At 71.4% G+C, this 20,159-nt stretch carries 15 protein-coding genes and 1 pseudogene; 9 read left to right on the forward strand and 7 right to left on the reverse strand.

Annotation, left to right across the window (positions count from 1 at the left end):
* Positions 1–3: 3 nt before the first annotated feature.
* From LE548_RS10175 to LE548_RS10185, 3 genes are read right to left on the reverse strand one after another with little or no spacing between them, the layout of a single operon-like run.
* Complete coding sequence (locus LE548_RS10175) at positions 4–945, reverse strand: hydroxymethylglutaryl-CoA lyase (protein WP_225096347.1); 942 nt, start codon at positions 943–945, stop codon at positions 4–6.
* On the reverse strand, positions 942–2,858 hold the full coding sequence (locus LE548_RS10180) for a biotin carboxylase N-terminal domain-containing protein (protein WP_225096348.1): 1,917 nt from the start codon (positions 2,856–2,858) through the stop codon (positions 942–944). The genes LE548_RS10175 and LE548_RS10180 overlap by 4 nt, the downstream gene beginning before the upstream one ends.
* Before the next feature lie 11 nt (positions 2,859–2,869).
* Positions 2,870–4,486, reverse strand: a complete 1,617-nt coding sequence (locus LE548_RS10185) for a carboxyl transferase domain-containing protein (RefSeq protein WP_225096349.1) — start codon at positions 4,484–4,486, stop codon at positions 2,870–2,872.
* Positions 4,487–4,606: 120 nt separating this feature from the next.
* On the opposite strand from LE548_RS10185, the gene LE548_RS10190 reads away from it, so the two are divergent.
* The 4 genes from LE548_RS10190 (at position 4,607) to LE548_RS10205 (ending at position 7,954) form a co-directional block, all read left to right on the forward strand.
* Positions 4,607–5,203 carry a TetR/AcrR family transcriptional regulator gene (locus tag LE548_RS10190; RefSeq protein ID WP_225096350.1) on the forward strand — a complete coding sequence of 199 codons (597 nt, stop codon included), beginning with the start codon at positions 4,607–4,609 and terminating at the stop codon, positions 5,201–5,203.
* 134 nt (positions 5,204–5,337) lie between these two features.
* Positions 5,338–6,495, forward strand: coding sequence for an acyl-CoA dehydrogenase family protein (locus LE548_RS10195; protein ID WP_225096452.1), 1,158 nt, complete (start codon positions 5,338–5,340; stop codon positions 6,493–6,495).
* A gap of 45 nt (positions 6,496–6,540) precedes the next feature.
* The gene (gene tesB, locus LE548_RS10200; protein ID WP_225096351.1) at positions 6,541–7,410 is read left to right on the forward strand and encodes an acyl-CoA thioesterase II; all 870 of its coding nucleotides are present in this window, start codon (positions 6,541–6,543) and stop codon (positions 7,408–7,410) included.
* A 217-nt stretch (positions 7,411–7,627) separates the two neighbouring features.
* The gene (locus LE548_RS10205; protein ID WP_225096352.1) at positions 7,628–7,954 is read left to right on the forward strand and encodes a hypothetical protein; all 327 of its coding nucleotides are present in this window, start codon (positions 7,628–7,630) and stop codon (positions 7,952–7,954) included.
* Between the two features lie 61 nt (positions 7,955–8,015).
* Here LE548_RS10205 and LE548_RS10210 read toward each other — a convergent pair whose 3' ends face one another.
* Positions 8,016–8,807: a phosphatase gene (locus LE548_RS10210; RefSeq protein WP_225096353.1), complete on the reverse strand. Its 792-nt coding sequence runs from the start codon at positions 8,805–8,807 to the stop codon at positions 8,016–8,018.
* 85 nt (positions 8,808–8,892) lie between these two features.
* Between LE548_RS10210 and LE548_RS10215 the strand changes: the two genes are divergently transcribed.
* Complete coding sequence (locus LE548_RS10215; RefSeq protein ID WP_225096354.1) at positions 8,893–9,657, forward strand: alpha/beta fold hydrolase; 765 nt, start codon at positions 8,893–8,895, stop codon at positions 9,655–9,657.
* 68 nt (positions 9,658–9,725) lie between these two features.
* Here LE548_RS10215 and LE548_RS10220 read toward each other — a convergent pair whose 3' ends face one another.
* Complete coding sequence (locus tag LE548_RS10220; protein WP_225096355.1) at positions 9,726–11,204, reverse strand: PucR family transcriptional regulator; 1,479 nt, start codon at positions 11,202–11,204, stop codon at positions 9,726–9,728.
* Between the two features lie 138 nt (positions 11,205–11,342).
* Between LE548_RS10220 and LE548_RS10225 the strand changes: the two genes are divergently transcribed.
* Genes LE548_RS10225 through LE548_RS10235 form a run of 3 tightly spaced genes read left to right on the forward strand, consistent with a single transcriptional unit; the run spans position 11,343 to position 15,526 of the window.
* Positions 11,343–12,806, forward strand: a complete 1,464-nt coding sequence (locus LE548_RS10225) for a sodium:solute symporter (RefSeq protein WP_225096356.1) — start codon at positions 11,343–11,345, stop codon at positions 12,804–12,806.
* A 57-nt stretch (positions 12,807–12,863) separates the two neighbouring features.
* Positions 12,864–13,844 carry an agmatinase gene (gene speB / locus LE548_RS10230; RefSeq protein WP_225096357.1) on the forward strand — a complete coding sequence of 327 codons (981 nt, stop codon included), beginning with the start codon at positions 12,864–12,866 and terminating at the stop codon, positions 13,842–13,844.
* Positions 13,841–15,526, forward strand: coding sequence for a thiamine pyrophosphate-binding protein (locus LE548_RS10235; protein WP_225096358.1), 1,686 nt, complete (start codon positions 13,841–13,843; stop codon positions 15,524–15,526). The genes speB and LE548_RS10235 overlap by 4 nt, the downstream gene beginning before the upstream one ends.
* Positions 15,527–15,635: 109 nt before the next feature.
* Here the strand turns inward: LE548_RS10235 and LE548_RS10240 are convergent, their stop codons facing one another.
* Positions 15,636–17,912, reverse strand: coding sequence for a glycosyltransferase family 39 protein (locus LE548_RS10240; RefSeq protein ID WP_374116052.1), 2,277 nt, complete (start codon positions 17,910–17,912; stop codon positions 15,636–15,638).
* Positions 17,913–18,107: 195 nt separating this feature from the next.
* Between LE548_RS10240 and LE548_RS10245 the strand changes: the two are divergent.
* Positions 18,108–18,329 (forward strand): annotated as a pseudogene (locus LE548_RS10245) (transposase); the annotation flags it as partial.
* Positions 18,330–18,439: 110 nt separating this feature from the next.
* Here LE548_RS10245 and LE548_RS10250 read toward each other — a convergent pair.
* Positions 18,440–19,699 carry a hypothetical protein gene (locus tag LE548_RS10250; protein ID WP_225096359.1) on the reverse strand — a complete coding sequence of 420 codons (1,260 nt, stop codon included), beginning with the start codon at positions 19,697–19,699 and terminating at the stop codon, positions 18,440–18,442.
* Positions 19,700–20,159: the final 460 nt, after the last annotated feature.

A 20,159-nucleotide genomic window follows, 5' to 3' on the forward strand; every position in this document is an offset into this window, starting at 1 on the left:
TGATCACTGGTCCTTGTGGGAGAGAGCGCGGACGGTACGGGACGGGCTGGGCCGCCCCAGCTGTTCGGCCATCCACACGCTCGTGGCGGTCAGACGGCCGAGGTCGACCCCGGTCTCGATGCCGAGTCCGTGCAGCATCCAGACGAGGTCCTCGGTCGCGAGATTGCCGGTGGCCGACTTGGCGTACGGACAGCCGCCGAGCCCCCCGGCGGAGGCGTCCACCGTCGTGACCCCGTGCTCCAGGGCCGCGTAGGTGTTCGCGAGCGCCTGGCCGTAGGTGTCGTGGAAGTGCACGCCGATCTCGTCGGTCGGGACGCCCTCCTCGTTGAGCACGTTCAGCAGTTCCTGGACATGGCCCGGGGTGGCCACGCCGATCGTGTCGCCGAGGCTCAGCTCGTCGCAGCCCATGTCCCGCAGGGCCGTGCACACGGCGGCCACCTGGTGGATCGGCACCGCGCCCTCCCACGGGTCGCCGAAGCACATCGAGACGTAACCGCGCACGTGCGCGCCCGCCTCCTTCGCGCGGCGCACCACCGGCTCGTACACGCCCAGCGCCTCCTCCAGCGAGCGGTTCAGGTTGGCCCGCGCGAAGGACTCGCTGGCGCTGGCGAAGACCGCGACCCGCTCGGCGCCGAGCGCGAGCGCCCGGTCCAGGCCGCGCTGGTTCGGCACCAGTACCGGGAGGTCGGCCCGCACCTCGGAGAGCATCGGGAACAGCTGCTCGGCGTCGGCCAGCTGGGGCACCCACTTGGGGTGCACGAAGCTGGTCGCCTCGATCGTCGTCAGCCCCGCGTCGGCCAGCCGGCGGATGAACTCCGCCTTCACCTCGGTCGGCACGGACGACTTCTCGTTCTGGAGCCCGTCGCGCGCGCCGACCTCGTGGATCCGCACCCGCGCGGGCAGGCCGGCGGCCGGTACGACCATGGGCAGTCCGTCGGCGCTCACTCCGTCACCTCCTCGTGCGGTGCGATCACGGCCAGCACCTGGTCCATGGCGACCGTCGTGCCCGGCGTGACGTCCAGCTCGGCGACCGTGCCGGCGTGCGGGGCGGAGATGACGTGCTCCATCTTCATCGCCTCCACCACCAGCAGGCTCTGCCCCGCCGTGACCTCGTCGCCGACCGCGACCTTCACCACGGTCACCGTGCCCGGCATCGGCGCGGTCAGCGAGTCGGCGCCGGCGTGCGCGGCCCCGGTCAGGGACGCGGTGACCGGGTCGTGATCGCGCACGTGCCAGGCATCGGCGTCCCGGCCCAGCCAGTCACCGGCCCGGTGGAAGGTGTGGCGGACGCCGTCGAGGGTGACGCTGACCGTGGTGTCGGTGACGGTGGCCGTACCCCGGGGGGTGTGGGTCACCGGGTCCTGGACCCGGAGGTGGAAGGCCGGCGGCTTCGGGGTGCCGCCGAGCCGCCAGCCGTTCGGCACCGAGAAGGGGTCCACCCAGCCCTGCGACCGTGGCTCCAGGGCCTTCGCCCGTACGGCGGCCGCGGCCTCGTAGACCGCCTCCGGTACGTCCGTCGGGACCAGCTCGTCCACGACCCGCTCGACCAGACCCGTGTCCAGCTCGCCCGCCACGACCGCCGGATGCGCGAGCAGCCGCCGCAGGAAGCCCGCGTTGGTCTGCACGCCCAGCGTGACCGTCTCCGCGAGGGCCGCCCGGAGCTTGCGCAGCGCCGTCGCGCGGTCGGGGCCATACGCGATGACCTTGGACAGCATCGGGTCGTACAGGCTGCCCACCTCGGTGCCCTCGCTGAGCCCGGAGTCCGTGCGGACGCCGTCGCCCTGGGGTTCGTCGAGCAGCAGGACCGTGCCGCCGGAGGGGAGGAAGCCGCGTGCCGGGTCCTCCGCGCAGATCCGGGCCTCCACCGCGTGCCCGGTCAGCCGTACGTCGTCCTGCGTGAAGCCCAGCTTCTCGCCGGCCGCGACGCGCAGCTGCCACTCCACCAGGTCGAGCCCGGTGACGAGTTCGGTGACCGGGTGTTCCACCTGGAGGCGGGTGTTCATCTCCATGAAGTAGTACTGGGTGGGGTCGCCCCCCGGCACGATGAACTCCACCGTGCCCGCGCCCCGGTACCCGCAGGAGCGGGCCGCCTGCACCGCCGCCTCGCCCATCGACGCGCGCGTGGCCTCGTCGAGGAGCACGCTGGGCGCCTCCTCGATGATCTTCTGGTGCCGCCGCTGGAGCGAGCACTCGCGCTCGCCGAGGTGCACGACGTTCCCGTGCCCGTCGGCCAGCACCTGGATCTCGATGTGCCGGGGCCGGTCGATCCACCGCTCCACCAGCAGCGTGTCGTCGCCGAAGGAGGCGCGGGCCTCACGGCGGGCGGCGGCGATCTCCTCCTCCAGGACCGTCATGTCCCGCACCAGCCGCATGCCCTTGCCGCCCCCGCCGGCCGACGGCTTCAGCAGCACCGGCGCCCCCAACTCACGGGCTGCCTCGGCCAGTTCGGGGTCGCGTCCGCCGGGCACGACCGGCACCCCGGCCGCCTTCACCGTCTCCTTGGCGCGGATCTTGTCGCCCATGAGCGCGATCGCGTCCGCCGACGGGCCGATGAAGACCAGCCCCGCCTCCTCGCACGCGCGCGCGAAGGCCGCGTTCTCGGCGAGGAAGCCGTACCCGGGGTGGACGGCCTGGGCGCCGGTGCGGGCGGCGGCCTCAAGCAGCCGCTCCACCGACAGATAGCTCTCGGCGGCCGGCGCCGGGCCGATCCGTACCGCCGTGTCGGCCTCCCGGACATGCCGCGCGTCGGCGTCGGCGTCGGAGGAGACCGCCACCGAGCGCACGCCCAGCGAGCGGAGCGTACGGATGACGCGTACGGCGATCTCGCCCCGGTTGGCGACCAGCACTGTGTCGAACACGGGTCCCCTCCTCACATCCGGAAGACGCCGAACTGGGGCTCGCCCAGCGGCGCGTTGGCACAAGCGGTCAGGGCCAGACCCAGCACCTGACGGGTCTCCAGCGGGTCGATCACGCCGTCGTCCCAGAGCCGGGCGGTGGCGTAGTAGGCGTTGCCCTGACGCTCGTACTGCGCGCGGATCGGCGCCTTGAAGGACTCCTCGTCCTCGGCGGGCCACTCCTCGCCGCGCGCCTCCATCTGGTCCCGCTTGACGGTCGCGAGGACGGACGCGGCCTGCTCGCCGCCCATCACGGAGATCTTGGCGTTCGGCCACATCCACAGGAAACGGGGGGAGTAGGCCCGGCCGCACATCGAGTAGTTGCCCGCGCCGTACGACCCGCCGACCACCACCGTCAGCTTCGGCACGCGCGTGCAGGCCACCGCCGTCACCATCTTGGCGCCGTGCTTGGCGATGCCGCCCGCCTCATAGTCCCTGCCGACCATGAACCCCGAGATGTTCTGCAGGAACACCAGCGGGATCCCGCGCTGGTCGCACAGCTCGATGAAGTGGGCGCCCTTCTGGGCGGACTCGGAGAAGAGGATGCCGTTGTTGGCGACGATCCCGACCGGGTGGCCGTGGATCCGGGCGAAGCCGGTGACGAGCGTCTGCCCGAACTCGCTCTTGAACTCGGCGAACCGGGATCCGTCCGTGATCCGGGCGATGATCTCGCGTACGTCGTAGGGGGTACGGGAGTCGACCGGGACGGCGCCGTAGATCCCGTAGGGGTCGACCTTGGGTTCCGTGACCGGCGTGACCTCCCAGGGGAGGGAGCGCCGGGCGGGCAGCGTGGCGACGATGTTCCGGACGATCCTGAGCGCGTGCGCGTCGTCCTCGGCGAGGTGGTCGGTGACGCCGGAGATGCGGGAGTGGACCTCGCCGCCGCCCAGCTCCTCGGCCGTGACGACCTCACCGGTGGCCGCCTTCACCAGCGGCGGCCCGCCGAGGAAGATCGTGCCCTGATCGCGGACGATCACCGCCTCGTCGCTCATGGCGGGGACGTAGGCGCCGCCCGCCGTGCAGGACCCGAGCACGGCCGCGATCTGCGGGATGCCCGCGCCGGACATCCGCGCCTGGTTGTAGAAGATCCGCCCGAAGTGCTCGCGGTCCGGGAACACCTCGTCCTGCATCGGCAGGAAGGCGCCGCCGGAGTCGACCAGGTAGACGCACGGCAGCCGGTTGTCGAGGGCCACCTCCTGGGCGCGCAGGTGCTTCTTCACGGTCATCGGGTAGTAGGTGCCGCCCTTGACCGTGGCGTCATTGGCGACGATCACGCACTCGCGCCCGCTGACCCGCCCGATCCCGGCGATCACCCCGGCGGCGGGGGCCTGTCCGTCGTACATCCCGTCGGCCGCGAGGGGGGCCAGCTCCAGGAACGGCGAGCCCGCGTCGAGCAGCGTGTCCACCCGGTCCCTGGGCAGCAGCTTGCCGCGCGCGGTGTGGCGGGCCCGCGCCTTCTCGCCGCCGCCCAGGGCGGCCGTGGCCAGCTTGGCGCGCAGCTCCCCGACGAGTGCGAGGTGGGCCTGTTCATTGGCCCGCCAGGCCTCCGACGCGGGATCTGCCGCGCTCGTCAGCTCCGGTGCCTCGTGCATCCTGCGGTCCCCTCAGCGGTGATCGAACCTGTTGATCGAACCTGTAGATCGCCTGTTAATGAGCGTTAACCATTTCCTTCAGGTTAACGACCGCTAACCTCGCTGTCTAGAATTACTCGCATGGTCACCAGAACCGACGCCCCCACCCGGCGCGAGCAGATCCTGAAGGAAGCCGCCCGGCTCTTCGCGGAGCGCGGCTTCCACGGTGTCGGCGTGGACGAGATAGGCGCCGCGGTCGGCATCAGCGGCCCCGGTCTGTACCGCCACTTCCCGGGCAAGGATGCGATGCTCGCCGAGCTGCTGGTCGGCATCAGCGGCCAGCTGCTGACGGGGGCCAAGCGGCGCCTGGCGGAGGCCGACGGAGTGCCCGCGCGCCGCATCCTGGACTCCCTGATCGAGGGCCACATCGACTTCGCCCTGGACGACCGCCCGCTGATCACCCTGCACGACCGCGAGCTGGACCGGCTGCGCGACAGCGACCGCAAGCTGGTGCGCCAGCTCCAGCGGCAGTACGTCGAGCTGTGGGTGGAGGTGGTCCGTGAGGTGTACCCGGCGCTGACCGAGCCCGCCGCCCGCTCCGCCGTCCACTCGGTCTTCGGCCTGCTGAACTCCACCCCCCACCTCGGCCGCGCGGGCACGCTGCCCGGCCGGGGCACCACGGCGGCCCTGCTGCACCGGATGGCCTGCGGGGCGTTCGAGGCGGCCGGGGAGGAGTGAGGGGACCCGGGGTCCCGGGCTCCCGGGAGGAGTGACCTGCGTCTCTGGACGCATCCCCGTACTCGCCGGTATCTTCGAGTCTGAGCAAGCGCTTAGACATGCCCGATGCCATGCCGAAGTACGTGGAGGTAGCCGTGCGCCGTACGGTGTTCAACGAGGATCACGAGGCGTTCCGGGAGACCCTCCGCGCCTTCATCGAGGCCGAGGTCGTCCCGGTCTACGACGAGTGGTTCGCCGCCGGCCAGGCGCCGCGCGAGTTCTACTACAAGCTCGCCGAGCTGGGCGTCTTCGGTATCCGTGTCGACGAGGAGTACGGCGGCGCGGGCATCGACTCGTACAAGTTCGAGGCCGTCCTCTATGAGGAGACCGCCCGCGCGGGCGTGTCCTTCGGTGGTTCCGGCGTGCACGTCCTGCTCGGCCTGCCGTACATCAAGCTGCTCGCCACCGACGAGCAGAAGAAGCGCTACCTGCCGAAGTTCGTCTCCGGTGAGGAGATGTGGGCGATCGCGATGACCGAGCCGGGCACCGGCTCCGACCTCGCGGGCATGAAGACCACCGCCAAGCTCTCCGAGGACGGCACGCACTACGTCCTCAACGGTGCCAAGACCTTCATCACCGGTGGCGTGCACGCCGACCGCATGATCGTCTGCGCCCGCACCTCCGCGCCCACCGCCGAGGACCGCCGGCACGGCATCTCCCTGTTCGTCGTGGACACCAAGGCCGAGGGCTACTCGGTCGGCCGCAAGCTCGACAAGCTCGGCCTGAAGACCTCCGACACCGCCGAGCTGGCCTTCGTCGACGTCAAGGTCCCGGTCGAGGACCTCCTCGGCGAGGAGAACAAGGGCTTCTACTACCTTGGCCACAACCTGGCCTCCGAGCGCTGGGGCATCGCCTTCGGCGCGTACGCGCAGGCCAAGGCCGCCGTCCGGTTCGCCAAGGAGTACGTGCAGCAGCGCACCGTCTTCGGCCAGCCCGTCGCCGCCTTCCAGAACACCAAGTTCGAGCTGGCCGCCTGCCAGGCCGAGGTGGACGCGGCCGAGGCCGTCGCCGACCGCGCGACGGAGGCCCTCGACGCCGGTGAGCTGACCCCCGCCGAGGCCGCCAGCGCCAAGCTGTTCTGCACCGAGGTCGCCCACCGCGTGATCGACCGCTGCCTCCAGCTGCACGGCGGCTACGGCTTCATGAACGAGTACCCGATCGCCCGCCTGTACGCGGACAACCGCGTCAACCGCATCTACGGCGGCACCAGCGAGATCATGAAGACGATCATCGCCAAGGACATGGGCCTGTAAGGCCCACGAAACCCGACGCAATCACTGGCCGGTACAACTGATCCCATGAGTCAGGCACTCCAGGATCTCCTCGATCTGCTCGACCTGGAGCAGATCGAGGAGGACATCTTCCGCGGCCAGTCCCGCTCCGCCGTCGTACCCCGCGTCTTCGGCGGGCAGGTCGCGGCGCAGGCGCTGGTCGCCGCCGGCCGGACGGTCCCCGCCGACCGCCCCGCCCACTCGCTCCACGCGTACTTCCTGCGCCCGGGCGACCCCGGCGCGCCGATCGTCTACACCGTGGACCGCATCCGCGACGGCCGCTCCTTCACCACCCGCCGCGTGGTCGCCGTCCAGCACGGCAAGCCGATCTTCCACCTCTCCGCCTCCTTCCAGGTGGACGAGGAGGGCCTGGACCACCAGACCCCCATGCCCCCCGCCCCGGATCCGGCGACCCTGCCCACCTCCCAGGAACGGCTGCGCGGTTACGGCCATCTCGACCCGGCCGTGGTCGAGAAGTTCCTGGAGGCGCGGGAAGCAGTCGATCTGCGCTACGTCGAGGAGCCGCCGTACGGGCAGTTCGGCGCACCGCGCGAGCCGCACAGCCAGGTGTGGTTCCGCACCAACGGCAAGCTCGACGACGACCCTCTCCTGCACGTCGTACTCGCCACGTACGTCTCCGACATGACCCTCCTCGACTCCGTGTTGCTCGCGCACGGCCGTGGCGGCTGGGCGGTCGGCGATGTCGTGGGCGCCTCCCTGGACCACGCGATGTGGTTCCACCGCCCCTTCCGCGCCGACGAATGGCTGCTGTACGACCAGGAGTCACCGTCCGCGCACGGCGGCCGGGGCCTGGGTCAGGCCCGTATCTACACGCAGGACGGGCAGCTCGCGATCACCGTCATCCAGGAGGGCGTGGTCCGCGTTCCGCGCGCCTGATTCGCCCCGAGATGCCGAATGGCGGATGTGCTAATACGCTCTTTCAGTGAAGCCGCAGTACGCAGCGTGATTGACTGATCACGGTTCGTGCACCGCGGTGACACCTCAAAAGCGCGCCGTGCGTTCCCCTTCCGTGAGCACGGCGCCCGACCATCCGATCCGCCCCTCCCCTCCCCTGGGAGATGCGGCAGATGATGGAAACGAAAGGGCACATCCCATGCGAGCACAGCGCATCAAGCGTTATGTCGTGCTGTCCACCGCCGGTCTGATGCTGGCCGGCGGAGCCTCGATCGGCGCGGCCGGCACCGCTTCGGCGGCGCCCGAGGGCAACCGCGGCGGCCACCACCGGCACCACGAGTGCGGCTGCGGCGGCGGCCGGCACCATCACGGCGGCCGTCACCACGGCGGCCGCCACGGCCGCAACGGCGGCGGCGAGAACGGCCGCAACGGTCGCGGCGAGAACGGCCGCAACGGTGGTGGCTGGAACGGTGGCGGTGAGAACGGCCGCAACGGCGGTGGCTACGGTGGCGGCAACGGCCGCTGATCACTGACGCACACAGCGCCCATACTGTGCGGCTCCGCGCGCGAGGAGCCGCACAGTGCTGTCAGGACAGGAGTCCGGACGCGGCGAGCAGATAGGCCGTCATGGGGTCGTAGTAACGCGGGCTGGGCACATGGTCGTCCAGCGGTACGACGGCCTGGAGGGTGCCCTCGGCCTCGGCGAGGAACAGCGCGGGGTCGTTGCAGTCGGCGTACCCGACGGAGTCGACGCCGTGCTGCCCCGCGTACCCGGCCCACCCGTGATCGGCGACGACGAGGTCCGGCAGCGGCCGCCCCGCCCGCTCAAGTCCCGTGAGAACGGCCCGCATCGGCTCCCCGGAGTGGGTGTGCCACAGTGTGGCCCCGTGCTCCAGGACGGCCACGTCCGCGAACTGCATGACGTACCCCTCGTCCGTCTGCAGCCCGTCCGGGATGACCACGATCTCGCAGCCCGCGCCGCGCAGCGCGGCGGCCGTGGCCCGGTGCACGTCCAGCAGACCGCCCGGGTGGCCGGTGGCGAACAGCACCCGCTGCCGCCCCTCCGCCGCCTTGCGCAGCCGCGCCGCCATCCGCTCCAGGGCGTCCACGGTCAGCTCGGGGTCGATGGTGTCCTGGCCGTACCGGTACTCGGGATCGTCATTGACGCCGGCCTTCTCCGCCATCACGGCGAGCACGTCCTGCTCGTCCGCCCAGCGGTCGCCCAGCTCCAGGCCGAGCCAGTAGTGACGGTCGCCGTTGGCCAGCTTGCGGTAGTGGGAGAGGTTGTTCTCGCGGGGCGTGGCGACGTCCCCCGCGATGCGGGTCCTCACCAGATGGTCGACGAGCTGCGCACGGCTGGGTGTCCCGGATATCGGCATGCCTTCCATTGTGAGGGATAGCATTGCGGGCCGAATTGCCTCACCCCTTCCTTCCGTTGAGCCGTTGAGTATGGGAGCAGCAGATATGCGTGCCGCCGCCGTGACGTCCGCCGGTGATCTGATGCGCTGGGTGGAACTGCCCGGAGCCGAACCGGCCCGCGTGTACGTGCACGGGCTCGGGGCCACCTCGCCGGCCTACTTCGCCGAGGCCGCCGTCCATCCGCTGCTGGCCGGCCGCCGTTCGCTGCTGATCGACCTGCTCGGGCACGGCATCAGCGACCGCCCGACGGACTTCGACTACACGCTGGAGTCGCATGCGGACACGCTGGCGGCCGCCCTGGAGTCGGCCGGTGTGGCGGGGGCCGAGTTCGTCGCGCACAGCATGGGCGGCTCCGTGGCGATCGTGCTGGCCGCCCGGCATCCGAAGCTGGTGTCGCGGCTGGTGCTGATCGACGCCAACCTCGATCCGCTCCAGCCCCGGGCCGGCCTGGGCGGCAGCAGCGGCATCGCCCACTACTCGGAGGAGGAGTTCCTGTCGGGGGGCTGGGCGGAGGTCCGCGACCGGGTCGGCCCGCACTGGTGGTCCACCATGCGCCTGGCCGGCCGGGAGGGGCTGTACCGCAGCGCCGCGCATCTCGTCCGGGGCACCCGCCCCACCATGCGCGAACTGCTGGTCGCCCTGAGCGTCCCGCGCACCTTCCTCCTGCCCGCCGCCGACGACTCGCTGACCGGCATCGAGTCCCTGGAAGCGGCCGGTGTCACCGTGACGCGGGTCCCGGACTGCGGCCACAACATCATGCTGGACAACCCGGAGGGGTTCGCGCGGGCCGCGGCGGCCGGTCTGGCCTGACCGCCCCGGGCCGACCGGCCAACTGCCGGTCGCCCACTGTCCGTTGCCCGCCCCCGGCAGCCGGCTCGTCAGCCGTGCCGCAGCGCGAACCACAGCTCCATCCGGACGTCCGGGTCGTCCAGGTCGGTGTCCAGCAGGGCCGCGCAGCGGGCGATGCGTTGCCGCACGGTGTTGCGGTGCACGTCCAGGGCCACCGCCGTACGGTCCCAACTGCCATGCAATGACAGCCAGTTGCGCAGGGTCTCGGTGAGCTCGGGGCGGCCGGTGAGGGGGGCGAGCAGAGCGCGGGCGTGGGCCTCGGCGTCCGTGGGCGGCACCAGGTCCGCCAGTCCGGGCCGGGCGCCGTGCCGGACCAGCGGGGTGCGGGTGGCACGGGCACGGGCCAGGGCGCGGGCCGCCTGGGTGTCGGCGGCCGGCCACTCGCGCGGCTCCACGGCGGCACTCACCCCGAGCGTCCAGCCCGGCTGCGGCTCCGGCTCCCGCCCGCCCGGCACCAGCACCCGTACGACGTCCCGCGCGAGGTCGACCAGCGGTGAACCCAGGGCCGCGCCGAGGGCCGAGGCGGCGACGGCGTCCGGGAGCTGCGTCTCGGGGCGGGCGTGGACCACCAGCCAGCTCGCCTCCCCCAGCAGCGGCGCGACCGCCTCCGGCGCCGAGCCGAGCAGGAGCCGTACCAGCGCCGAGGAGCGGGCGGCTCCGGCCCCGCTGTGATGCTCGCCGGTCAGCAGCGACAGCAGCACGGAGGCCACGGAGGTGATGGTGTGGTCGCCGGGTTCGCGCCGTGCGCTCGCCACCGCGAGGACGAAACCCTCGCCCGCCCCCAGCGCGTAGGCGGCCAGGTGCGCGTCGCCCAGGGTGTCCGTGGCCGACGTGGGGCCGGGGACACCGGTCCCTCCCGGGCGTACCACCCCCGCCAGGTCCGCCAGCGCCTCCCGTACGCCCGCCCCCGGCTCCCGGCCCGCCGCCGCGATCTCGGTGCCGTCGGCGCCGTACAGCACCGCATGCCCGGACAGGCGCTGGGCGAGCTGGCGCAGTACCGACGGCACCGGATCCGGGCGGGAGGCCGCCGCCGCGAGCCTCTGCTGGGCCTCGGTGACGCGGCGCAGCTCGGCCAGCCGGGCCTGCGCCATCAGCTGCCACACCGCACGGGCCACGCCGGAGAAGGTGGTCTCGGGCGGGACCTCCAGGAGGGGCAGGCCGTACCGCTCGCACGCGGCGACCAGCGCGCGCGGGACCGTGTCGTGCACCGGTGCCAGTCCGAAGCCGAGGGCCGCGCCGCCCGCCGCGACGATCCGGGAGACGTAGTCGTCGAAGTAGGTGCCCGAACCCGCCGCCTCCGGGATGTGCACCCCGGCCGTCAGCAGCAGCTCCCCGCCCAGGAGGTACGGGTACGGGTCCGCCATCTCCGAGGTGTGCGCCCAGTGGATCACGGTCCCCTGGTCCGTCGGGCCCGCGATCTGCCGCAGGGCCAGGTCCTCGCGGGCCAGCAGGGCCGAGAGCGGGACGGGTGGGGTCGGTGGGACCGCTGGGGTGATCGACTCCGGCATGGTGTGCATTCCCTCCACTCCACCCCGTTCATATGGATGAAACGTACACTTCGCAGTCGCTTTCCGGCCACCTACTGTCGAGGGACGTCACCCGCCGGCGATCCGATCCCCGTACGACTTCGAGTGGAGGAGGGCTTCATGGCCGTCGACTACACAGTGATCGTCGTCTATCTCGCCGGCATGCTGGCCATGGGCTGGTGGGGCATGCGCCGCGCCAAGTCGAAGAGCGAGTTCCTGGTGGCCGGCCGCCGCCTGGGACCGGCCATGTACTCCGGCACCATGGCGGCGATCGTCCTCGGCGGCGCGTCCACCATCGGCGGGGTGGGACTGGGCTACCAGTACGGCCTGTCCGGCGCGTGGATGGTCTTCACCATCGGGCTCGGGCTCCTCGCCCTGTCGGTCTTCTTCTCCGCCCGCATCGCCCGGCTGAAGGTCTACACGGTCTCCGAGATGCTGGACCTGCGCTACGGGGGCCGGGCCGGCCTGATCTCGGGCGTGGTCATGTGGGCGTACACCCTGATGCTGGCGGTCACCTCGACGATCGCCTACGCCACGATCTTCGACGTCCTGTTCGACATGAACCGGACCCTCGCGATCGTCCTCGGCGGCTCGATCGTCGTCGCCTACTCCACCCTCGGCGGCATGTGGTCGATCACCCTGACGGACATGGTCCAGTTCGTCGTCAAGACGATCGGCGTGCTGCTCCTGCTCCTGCCGATCGCCGTGGTCAAGGCGGGCGGCTTCAGCGAGATGAAGGCCAAGCTGCCGACCTCGTACTTCGACCCGCTGGGCATCGGCGGCCAGACGATCTTCACGTACGTCCTGATCTACACGTTCGGCATGCTGATCGGCCAGGACATCTGGCAGCGCGTGTTCACCGCCCGCAGCGACAGGACCGCCAAGTGGGGCGGCACGGTGGCCGGAACCTACTGTCTGGCCTACGCCCTCGCCGGCGCGGTGATCGGTACGGCCGCCAAGGTCCTCTACCCGAAGCTGGGCAGCCCCGACGACGCCTTCGCCACCATCGTCAAGGACGAACTCCCCGTCGGTGTGCGCGGGTTGGTGCTGGCCGCCGCCCTCGCCGCCGTGATGTCGACGTCCTCCGGCGCCCTGATCGCCTGCGCGACGGTCGCCAACAACGACATCTGGTCGCGGCTGCGCGGTGCCGTACGGCGCGACGGCGAGGACCATGACGAGGTCGGCGGCAACCGCGCCTTCATCCTGATCATGGGCGTGGCGGTGATCGGTACGGCGATCGCGCTGAACAACGTGGTCGAGGCGCTCACGGTGGCGTACAACCTGCTCGTCGGCGGCCTGCTCGTGCCCATCCTCGGCGGCCTGCTGTGGAAGCGCGGCACGGCGCAGGGCGCGCTGGCGTCGGTGATCGTCGGCGGCCTGGCGGTGATCGGCCTGATGGCGGGCTACGGCATCCTCGCCAACGAGCCCGTGTACTACGGCCTGCTCGCCTCCCTCGCCGCCTACGTCACCGTGTCCCTGGCCACCAGGCCCACCGACGAGACCGTCCTCACCGCCTGGCGCGAGCGCCTCGCCGGACGGTCCCCCTCCGAACTCTCGTCCGAACCGCTCCCGGCTCACCAGTAGAGTCGGAGAGGAAAGCAGTACATGCGCGACGAAGCGCAAGAAGGAAGGCATTTCACCATGAGCAGCAACGAGACGCCCCGCGGTCCCGTCGACTCCTCCCGCATCCCGCGGTACGCCGGCCCCGCGACCTTCGCCCGGCTGCCCCGCCTGGACGAGGTCGGCACCGCCGACGTCGCCGTCGTGGGCGTGCCGTTCGACTCCGGCGTCTCGTACCGGCCGGGCGCCCGCTTCGGCGGCAACGCCATCCGCGAGGCGTCCCGGCTGCTGCGCCCGTACAACCCCGCGCAGGACGCGTCGCCGTTCGCCCTCGCCCAGGTCGCGGACGGCGGCGACATCGCCGTGAACCCGTTCAACATCAACGAGGCCGTCGAGACCATCGAGGCGGCGGCGGACGAGCTGCTCGGCACGGGCGCCCGGCTCATGACCCTCGGTGGCGACCACACCATCGCCCTGCCCCTGCTGCGGAGCGTCGCCAAGAAGCACGGCCCGGTGGCGCTGCTGCACTTCGACGCCCACCTGGACACCTGGGACACCTACTTCGGCGCCGAGTACACCCACGGCACCCCGTTCCGCCGCGCGGTGGAGGAGGGCATCCTCGACACCTCGGCCCTCTCCCACGTGGGTACGCGCGGACCCCTGTACGGCAAGCAGGACCTCACCGACGACGAGAAGATGGGCTTCGGCATCGTCACCTCGGCCGACATCTACCGCCGGGGCGCCGACGAGGTGGCCGACCAGCTGCGCCAGCGCATCGGCGACCGCCCGCTGTACATCTCCATCGACATCGACTGCCTCGACCCGGCCCACGCGCCCGGCACGGGCACGCCGGAGGCAGGCGGCATGACCTCGCGGGAGCTGCTGGAGATCCTGCGCGGCCTGGCATCCTGCAACCTGGTGTCGGCGGACGTGGTCGAGGTCGCCCCGGCGTACGACCACGCGGAGATCACCTCCGTCGCCGCCTCCCACACGGCCTACGAACTGACCACCATCATGAGCCGCCAGATCGCGGCGGCCCGGAAGGACTCGGCAGCGAAGTGACTCACGACCACGACCTGGTGCTCCGCCCGACCGATCGGCAGACGGAGGCCGCGCTGAATCCCCCTCCCGGCCGCAGCGGCGGAGACCTGGTCGTGGAAACGCTGGCCGGGCTCGGCGCGACGACGGTCTTCGGCCTGCCCGGCCAGCACGCCCTCGGCATGTTCGACGCCCTGCGCCGCTCGTCGCTGCGCTACGTGGGCCTGCGGGTGGAGAACAACGCGGGCTTCGCGGCGGACGCGTACGGCCGGATCACGGGCGAGGCGGCACCCTTGCTGCTCTCGACGGGTCCGGGCGCGCTGACCTCGCTGGCGGCGCTCCAGGAGGCAGCCGCGGCATCCGCCCCCGTGCTGGCGATCAGCAGCCAGATCCCGACGGCGGGCCTGGGCGGCGGCCGCCACGGCTACCTCCACGAACTCCCGGACCAGTCGGCCTCGTTCCGGGGTGTGGTCAAGTCCGTCCACACGGTCCGTACGCAGTCCCAGATCCCGTCCGCGATCGCGGCGGCCTGGAAGTCGGCCCTGACGGCACCGCACGGCCCGGTGTGGGTGGAGATCCCCCAGGACGTACTGCTGGCGCCGACCGCGCTGCCGGTGGTGACGGCGGTGGACGCGACGCCGGAGGAGTTGGTCCCGCGTGTCGAACTGACGGCGGTGGCAGCCGACTTGCTGTCGCGCGCGTCCCGCCCGGCGATCATCGCGGGCGGCGGGGTCGTACGGTCGGACGCGTCGGGCAAGCTGCGCCGGTTGGCCGAGAAGCTGGACGCTCCGGTCGTGACGACGTTCGGCGGCAAGGGCGCGTTCCCGTGGAACCACCCCCTGTCCCTCCAGTCCTGGCTGGAGGACCGGCACACGACGGACTTCCTGGAGGACGCGGACGTCCTGCTGGTGGTCGGCTCGGGCCTGGGCGAACTGTCCTCCAATTACCACACGTTCAAGCCCCGGGGCCGAGTGATCCAGATCGAGGCTGACCTCGGCAAACTGGAGTCCAACCACCCGGCACTGGGCATCCACGCGGACGCCCGCCTGGCGTTGCAGGCCCTGCTGGAGACGGTGGAGGAGCGGACGGACCCGACGGCGCCGGAGCGGGTGCGAGAGCTGCTGGCGAAGGTCGCCGACCGTCTCGCTGGGCAGGAACTCACCCTGGAACAGCAGGTGTTGGCCGCCGTCCGCTACGCCCTCCCCGCAGCGGCACCCTCCTTCTGGGACATGACGATCCTGGCGTACTGGGCTTGGTCGGCCTTCGACCCCCGCGGCACGAACCTGATGCACTCGGCCCAGGGCGCCGGCGGCCTCGGCTACGGCTTCCCGGCGGCGCTGGGCGCGGCGGCGGCGGACCCCACCCGCCCGGTCCTGGCGGTGTCGGGCGACGGCGGAGCCCTGTACTCGATCGCGGAACTGGCCACGGCACGCCAGTACGACCTCCCGGTCACCTGGCTGATCGTCGACGACGGCGGCTACGGCATCCTCCGCGAGTACATGACGGACGCCTTCGGCCAGGCCACGGCCACGGAACTGACCCGCCCGGATTACGTGGCCCTGGCGGAGTCCTTCGGCGTGCCGGGGGTACGGACGACTCCGGAAACGCTGGAGGAGGACCTGAGGAAGGCGCTGTCGGCTCCGGGGCCGTCGGTGGTGGTGCTCCCTGCGGTCCTGCGGATGTTCGCGCCGACGCACGTGGGCTAGTCGGAGTTCTCAGGCTTCTTACGAACCATGGCTTCCTCTTGCGGCGCAGCGCGCCAAGGGAGTCTGATCCCCTGGCGCGCTGTGTGGTTCCCGAAGCGGGGGTGTTGGCTCAGTTCACGTCCGACGGGTCCAGGCGGTAGACCGTGGACTGGGTCGTCTGCGACGACGTCTTGCCGGCTGACGTGGAGCTCGTGGTCTTGCTGTACGCGCTCTCCTTCACCAGCGTGCCGTGCTTCTTCACCCAGGCCGTGACCTCGGAGGACACGCTGTTGTTGTCGCCGCCGGGGCCGCCGCCCATCATGCCGCCGCCGAGCTGGATGTAGTGCAGCTCGCCCTTCTTGACCAGTTCCTGGAGCTTGGCCACGGTCATCGCGTCGTCGGTGCCGGTGAAGCCCCACATCGAGATGACCGGCACCTTCGCGCTCAGCTCGATCTGGGCGGCGCTCTGCGAGTTGGAGACCGCGAGCAGCCAGGTGGCGCCGTCCTGGTGCTTCTTCAGGTAGGCGATGAGGTCGCTGTTCGCGCCGCCCATACCGCCGCCGCCCATGCCGCCGCCCATTGCGCCGCCGCGCATGCGTCCCGACTCGCCGTTCGCGGCACCGGTACCGGTACCGGTGCCACCCGGCGCCGTACCAGCCGGTGCCGTACCGCCCGACGCGCCCTGTCCGCCGGGGAGTTCACCGTTCCCCGTGCCGCCGCCCGGGAAGCCACCGGCCTGCTGTCCGCTGCCGCCCGGCATCTCCCCGCCCGAGGGAGCACCACCGGGGAAGCCACCTCCCGCCTCGGCGTTCCGGCCGCTGCCGCCCGGCATCTCCCCGCCGCCCGGGAAGCCGCCCCGGCCCCCGCCTCCGCCGCGCCCGCCGAAGCCGCCGCCGGTCGACGGGCCGGCCGTCGGGTTCACCCCGCTCATGCCGCCGCCCGAACCGGACGGCACCGACCAGGCGTACGCCGCCGGACCCGCGAGCGCGGCCACGACCGCGGCTGCCACGGAGGCCGCGAACAGCCGCACACGGCTCCCGGAGCGGAAGACGAACAGGCCGGCGATCGCCGCCGCCGTCAGCACCCCGACGGTCGGCCACAGCCAGGTGTTCCAGCCCGAGGCGCGGCGGAGCAGGACGACGGCCCAGATCGCCGTCACCGCGAGACCGGCCGGCAGGGCCCACATCCACCGCTTGTCGGTGCGGAACGCGCGCAGCAGCAGGACGCCACCGCCTCCGCACAGCGCCGCGATGCCGGGGGCGAGGGCGGTCGTGTAGTACGGGTGCATCGTGCCCTCGGCGGTCGCGAAGGTGACGTAGTGCAGGACCGCCCAGCCGCCCCAGAGGATGAGCGCGGCCCGCGTGAGGTCGGTGCGCGGGGCGCGGCCGCACAGGATCAGGCCGCAGATCAGGGCGAGCGCCGCGAAGGGGATCAGCCAGGAGATCTGGCCGCCGAGAATGGTGTTGAACATCCGGCCGAGCCCGGCGGAGCCGGAGAACCCTCCGCCGCCGCCCCCGCCACCACCGCCGTTGCCCTGGCCGCCGAAGATCCGGCCGAGGCCGTTGTAGCCCATGATCAGGTTCCAGGCGGTGCCGTCCGTCGAACCGCCGATGTACGGCCGTTCGGAGGCGGGGACCAGGGACACGGCGACCGCCCACCAGAAGCTGGAGACCGCCAGGACCACGCCCGCGATCAGCAGGTTCACGATCCGCTGCACGAGCTTCGGGCGCGCCGCGAGCAGGTAGACCGCGAAGACGGCGGGCAGCGCGATGTAGCCGGCCAGCATCTTCGTGTTGAAGGCGAGACCGAAGCAGACCGCCGAGCCGAGCAGCGGCAGCAACGTGCCGGTACGCGTGGCGCGCAGCGCGAGCGCCGCCCCGCCGACCATCAGCAGGACGAGGATCGTGTCCGGGTTGTTGTCCCGGTTGATCGCGACCGTGACCGGGGTCAGGGCCAGGACCAGTGCGGCCACGGCCGCCGCCGCGTGCCCGAACGTCCGCTTCACGGAGGAGTGCAGGATCCAGATCGCGCCGAGCCCGGCCGCGACCTCCGGCAGCATCATCTGCCAGGTGCCGAAGCCGAAGATCCGGCACGACAGGCTCATGACCATGTTCGCGAACGGCGGCTTGTCGACGGTGAGGAAGTTCCCGGCGTCCAGCGAGCCGAAGAACCAGGCCTTCCAGTTCTGTGTGCCGCTGTAGATGGCCGCGCTGTAGAAGCTGTTGAGGCTGGAACCGGACAGGTTCCAGGTGTACAGCACGCCGGCCAGCAGCAGGATCGCGAGCAGCACGGGCAGCGACCAGCGCGGCGCGGGCTCAGGGGGTACGGCGGCGTCCGGCGCCGACAGGCCGGAGGACGCGGTCGTCACGGTCGTCGTGTGGGGGAGGGGATCGGTGGCAGATGTCACGGGGGTAGCGTGCAAAGGCGGATTGAGCGCTCACTGTGGCGTGCCTTGCCGTTGCCTGTGAATCGACAAAGGGGTGGGTAAAGGCCAGGCGGCGCCAGACGTATCTCCGGCGCGGGGTACTAGGGCCTGTGTGAGGTCGTGATCAATCTCGGGTTCTGGTCCCGTGCGGGGACAGGACCTGGTAGGACGCTGGGTGTGACACGTAGACAACTCACCGACGAGCAGTGGGAGTTTATTGAGCCGTACCTGCCGATAGTCGAGTACGGTCCGTACCCCGAGCGGCTGCGGGACCAGTTCGAGGGGGTGATCTGGCGGTTCCGGTCCAGCGCCCAGTGGCGCGAGATGCCCTCCGAGTTCGGACCGTGGGCGACCGTCTACGGGCGCTTTCGCGTCTGGCGGGACGCCGGGGTCTTCTCGACACGACAAGATGCCCGAGAGCTACCTCGCCGGCCTCCACCTCCGCGCCTCGATGATCTGGATCAACGACCTCCTGAAGGCAACTACCTGATCACAACATCACGCAGGCCCTAAGGCGTCGCCGTGGCCTGTTCGGCGGTCAGGCGGGCCCGCCAGTCACGGACGTCGTCATGGGAGATGGAGGCCAGGCGGGCTATCTCCGCGTCGTCGCGGCCGTCGGCCCACGCCAGTATCCGGGTCACGGTGCGGTTCCGCGCGGCGCGGAAGTCCCTGAGCATGCTTTCGAGACGTTCGACCTCCTCGCCTTCGTAGACAAGCTGCCGGTCGACGGAGGCCCGTTCGTCGGCGCGCAACCGCTGCAGATAGGCGGACAGGCCTGTCAGGACCAACCCCTCCTCGTGCGCGGCGCTCTGGAAGCGTTCGGCCAAGGCCGCCAGCACACAGTCCGGCACATCGGCGAGCGTGGCTCCGGGGGGCTTGGCCGCCTCCCAGGTGCTCCTGCCGGCCTCTGTTGTCTCCAGCCAGGTGCGGGCCTCCGTCGGGGAACGGTCGCCGCACGCCCGGGCGCGATAGGCGTACAGGGCGGCGCGGTGGCCATAGAAGGTGAAACCGTCCTCGATCTGCCGGTCGGCGGGGCGGCACATCCGCCCCGGGACACCGCCGTAGCCCGAGTCGGGCCGGTAGTCGGCGTAAGCCTCCAGTTCCGCGTCGGTGGCCACTCCCCAGGACGGGTCGCACAGGTCGGGGTTGCTCGCGAGGAACGCGCCGACCTCGACCCGCCACGCGGGGACCGGGCTCATCCGGAGCCTGGGCCAGACGACCGCTCCGGAGGGAGCGAAGGTGTAGGTGGCGGCCTGCTCGATGTCGTCCCAGGCGGTGGCGGCCTCGGCGGACCACTCCAGTTCGCCGGCCGGTCCCGTACGGTGTATCGAGTCCACGAGCCGCTGTACGGCGGGGAGTATGCGCAGCGCGAGCGCATGCAACTCCTCGGCGGTGAAGAAGCGCCAGGAGTAGCCGCGCTGCTCGTCGTGCGCTAGGTGGGTCAGCAGGTACACGAGAACGCCGGGGGTCGGCAGCGTCCCGTCGCCGAGTGCGCTGCGCGGGACACCGGGGAGCTGGCGCTCCAGGTGCTCGCGCGAGGCCCGCCAGTCGACGTCCCCGAACCAGACCGCACCGCTCTGCGCGTCGATGGCCAACCATTGGTGGTATCCCACGCCCGGGCCGTACCGCTCCTCTTGTTGCTCGGCGTCTTCGTCGTGCCAGACGTATTCGGCGGGGGGCGGGTTCAGCTCCACGGCCACGAAGCCGTCCTCCGGGCGGTAGCCGGTGAGGATGCGGGCCGTGATCGGTGCGCTGTCGGCGGCGGTCATGAGGGGTTTCCTCTCGGTGGAACAGCAACCGCCGCAAACCGTAGTGCGCCCGTCCACCATTAGTTCAATTTCCAGTCATTTGCGCCTGGCCCGACACGGCAGGCGGGCACCGCCGGGGCCTCGGCGTCACGCGAGGTCTACGCGCATGCAAGCGGCCACCAGGTTGGCCGTATTTCACATGGCCTCCACGTTTTGCTCACTTCACGGGATGCTTCCGCAGCCCGCCCTCGATCGATTCGAAGGCATGTCAGGCGTATACGGCAACATTGAACACTGGGCGCCAGGTCGGACCTGCTCCCGCGGTGCCGGTTACCAGCAGCACCCCCTGTGTCATCTGCCCAGACCGGCTACCCAGCGTACGGATACAGCGACGGACCGTCCGCGGGCGCTCGCGGGAACCAGCCATCTGCCGCAGGCCTACGAAAGTCCCTGCTCGCCCACCAGGCCCTCCGGGACTCGG

The sequence above is a fragment of the Streptomyces sp. CoH27 genome, from assembly GCF_020181035.1.
Classification (GTDB): domain Bacteria; phylum Actinomycetota; class Actinomycetes; order Streptomycetales; family Streptomycetaceae; genus Streptomyces; species Streptomyces camelliae.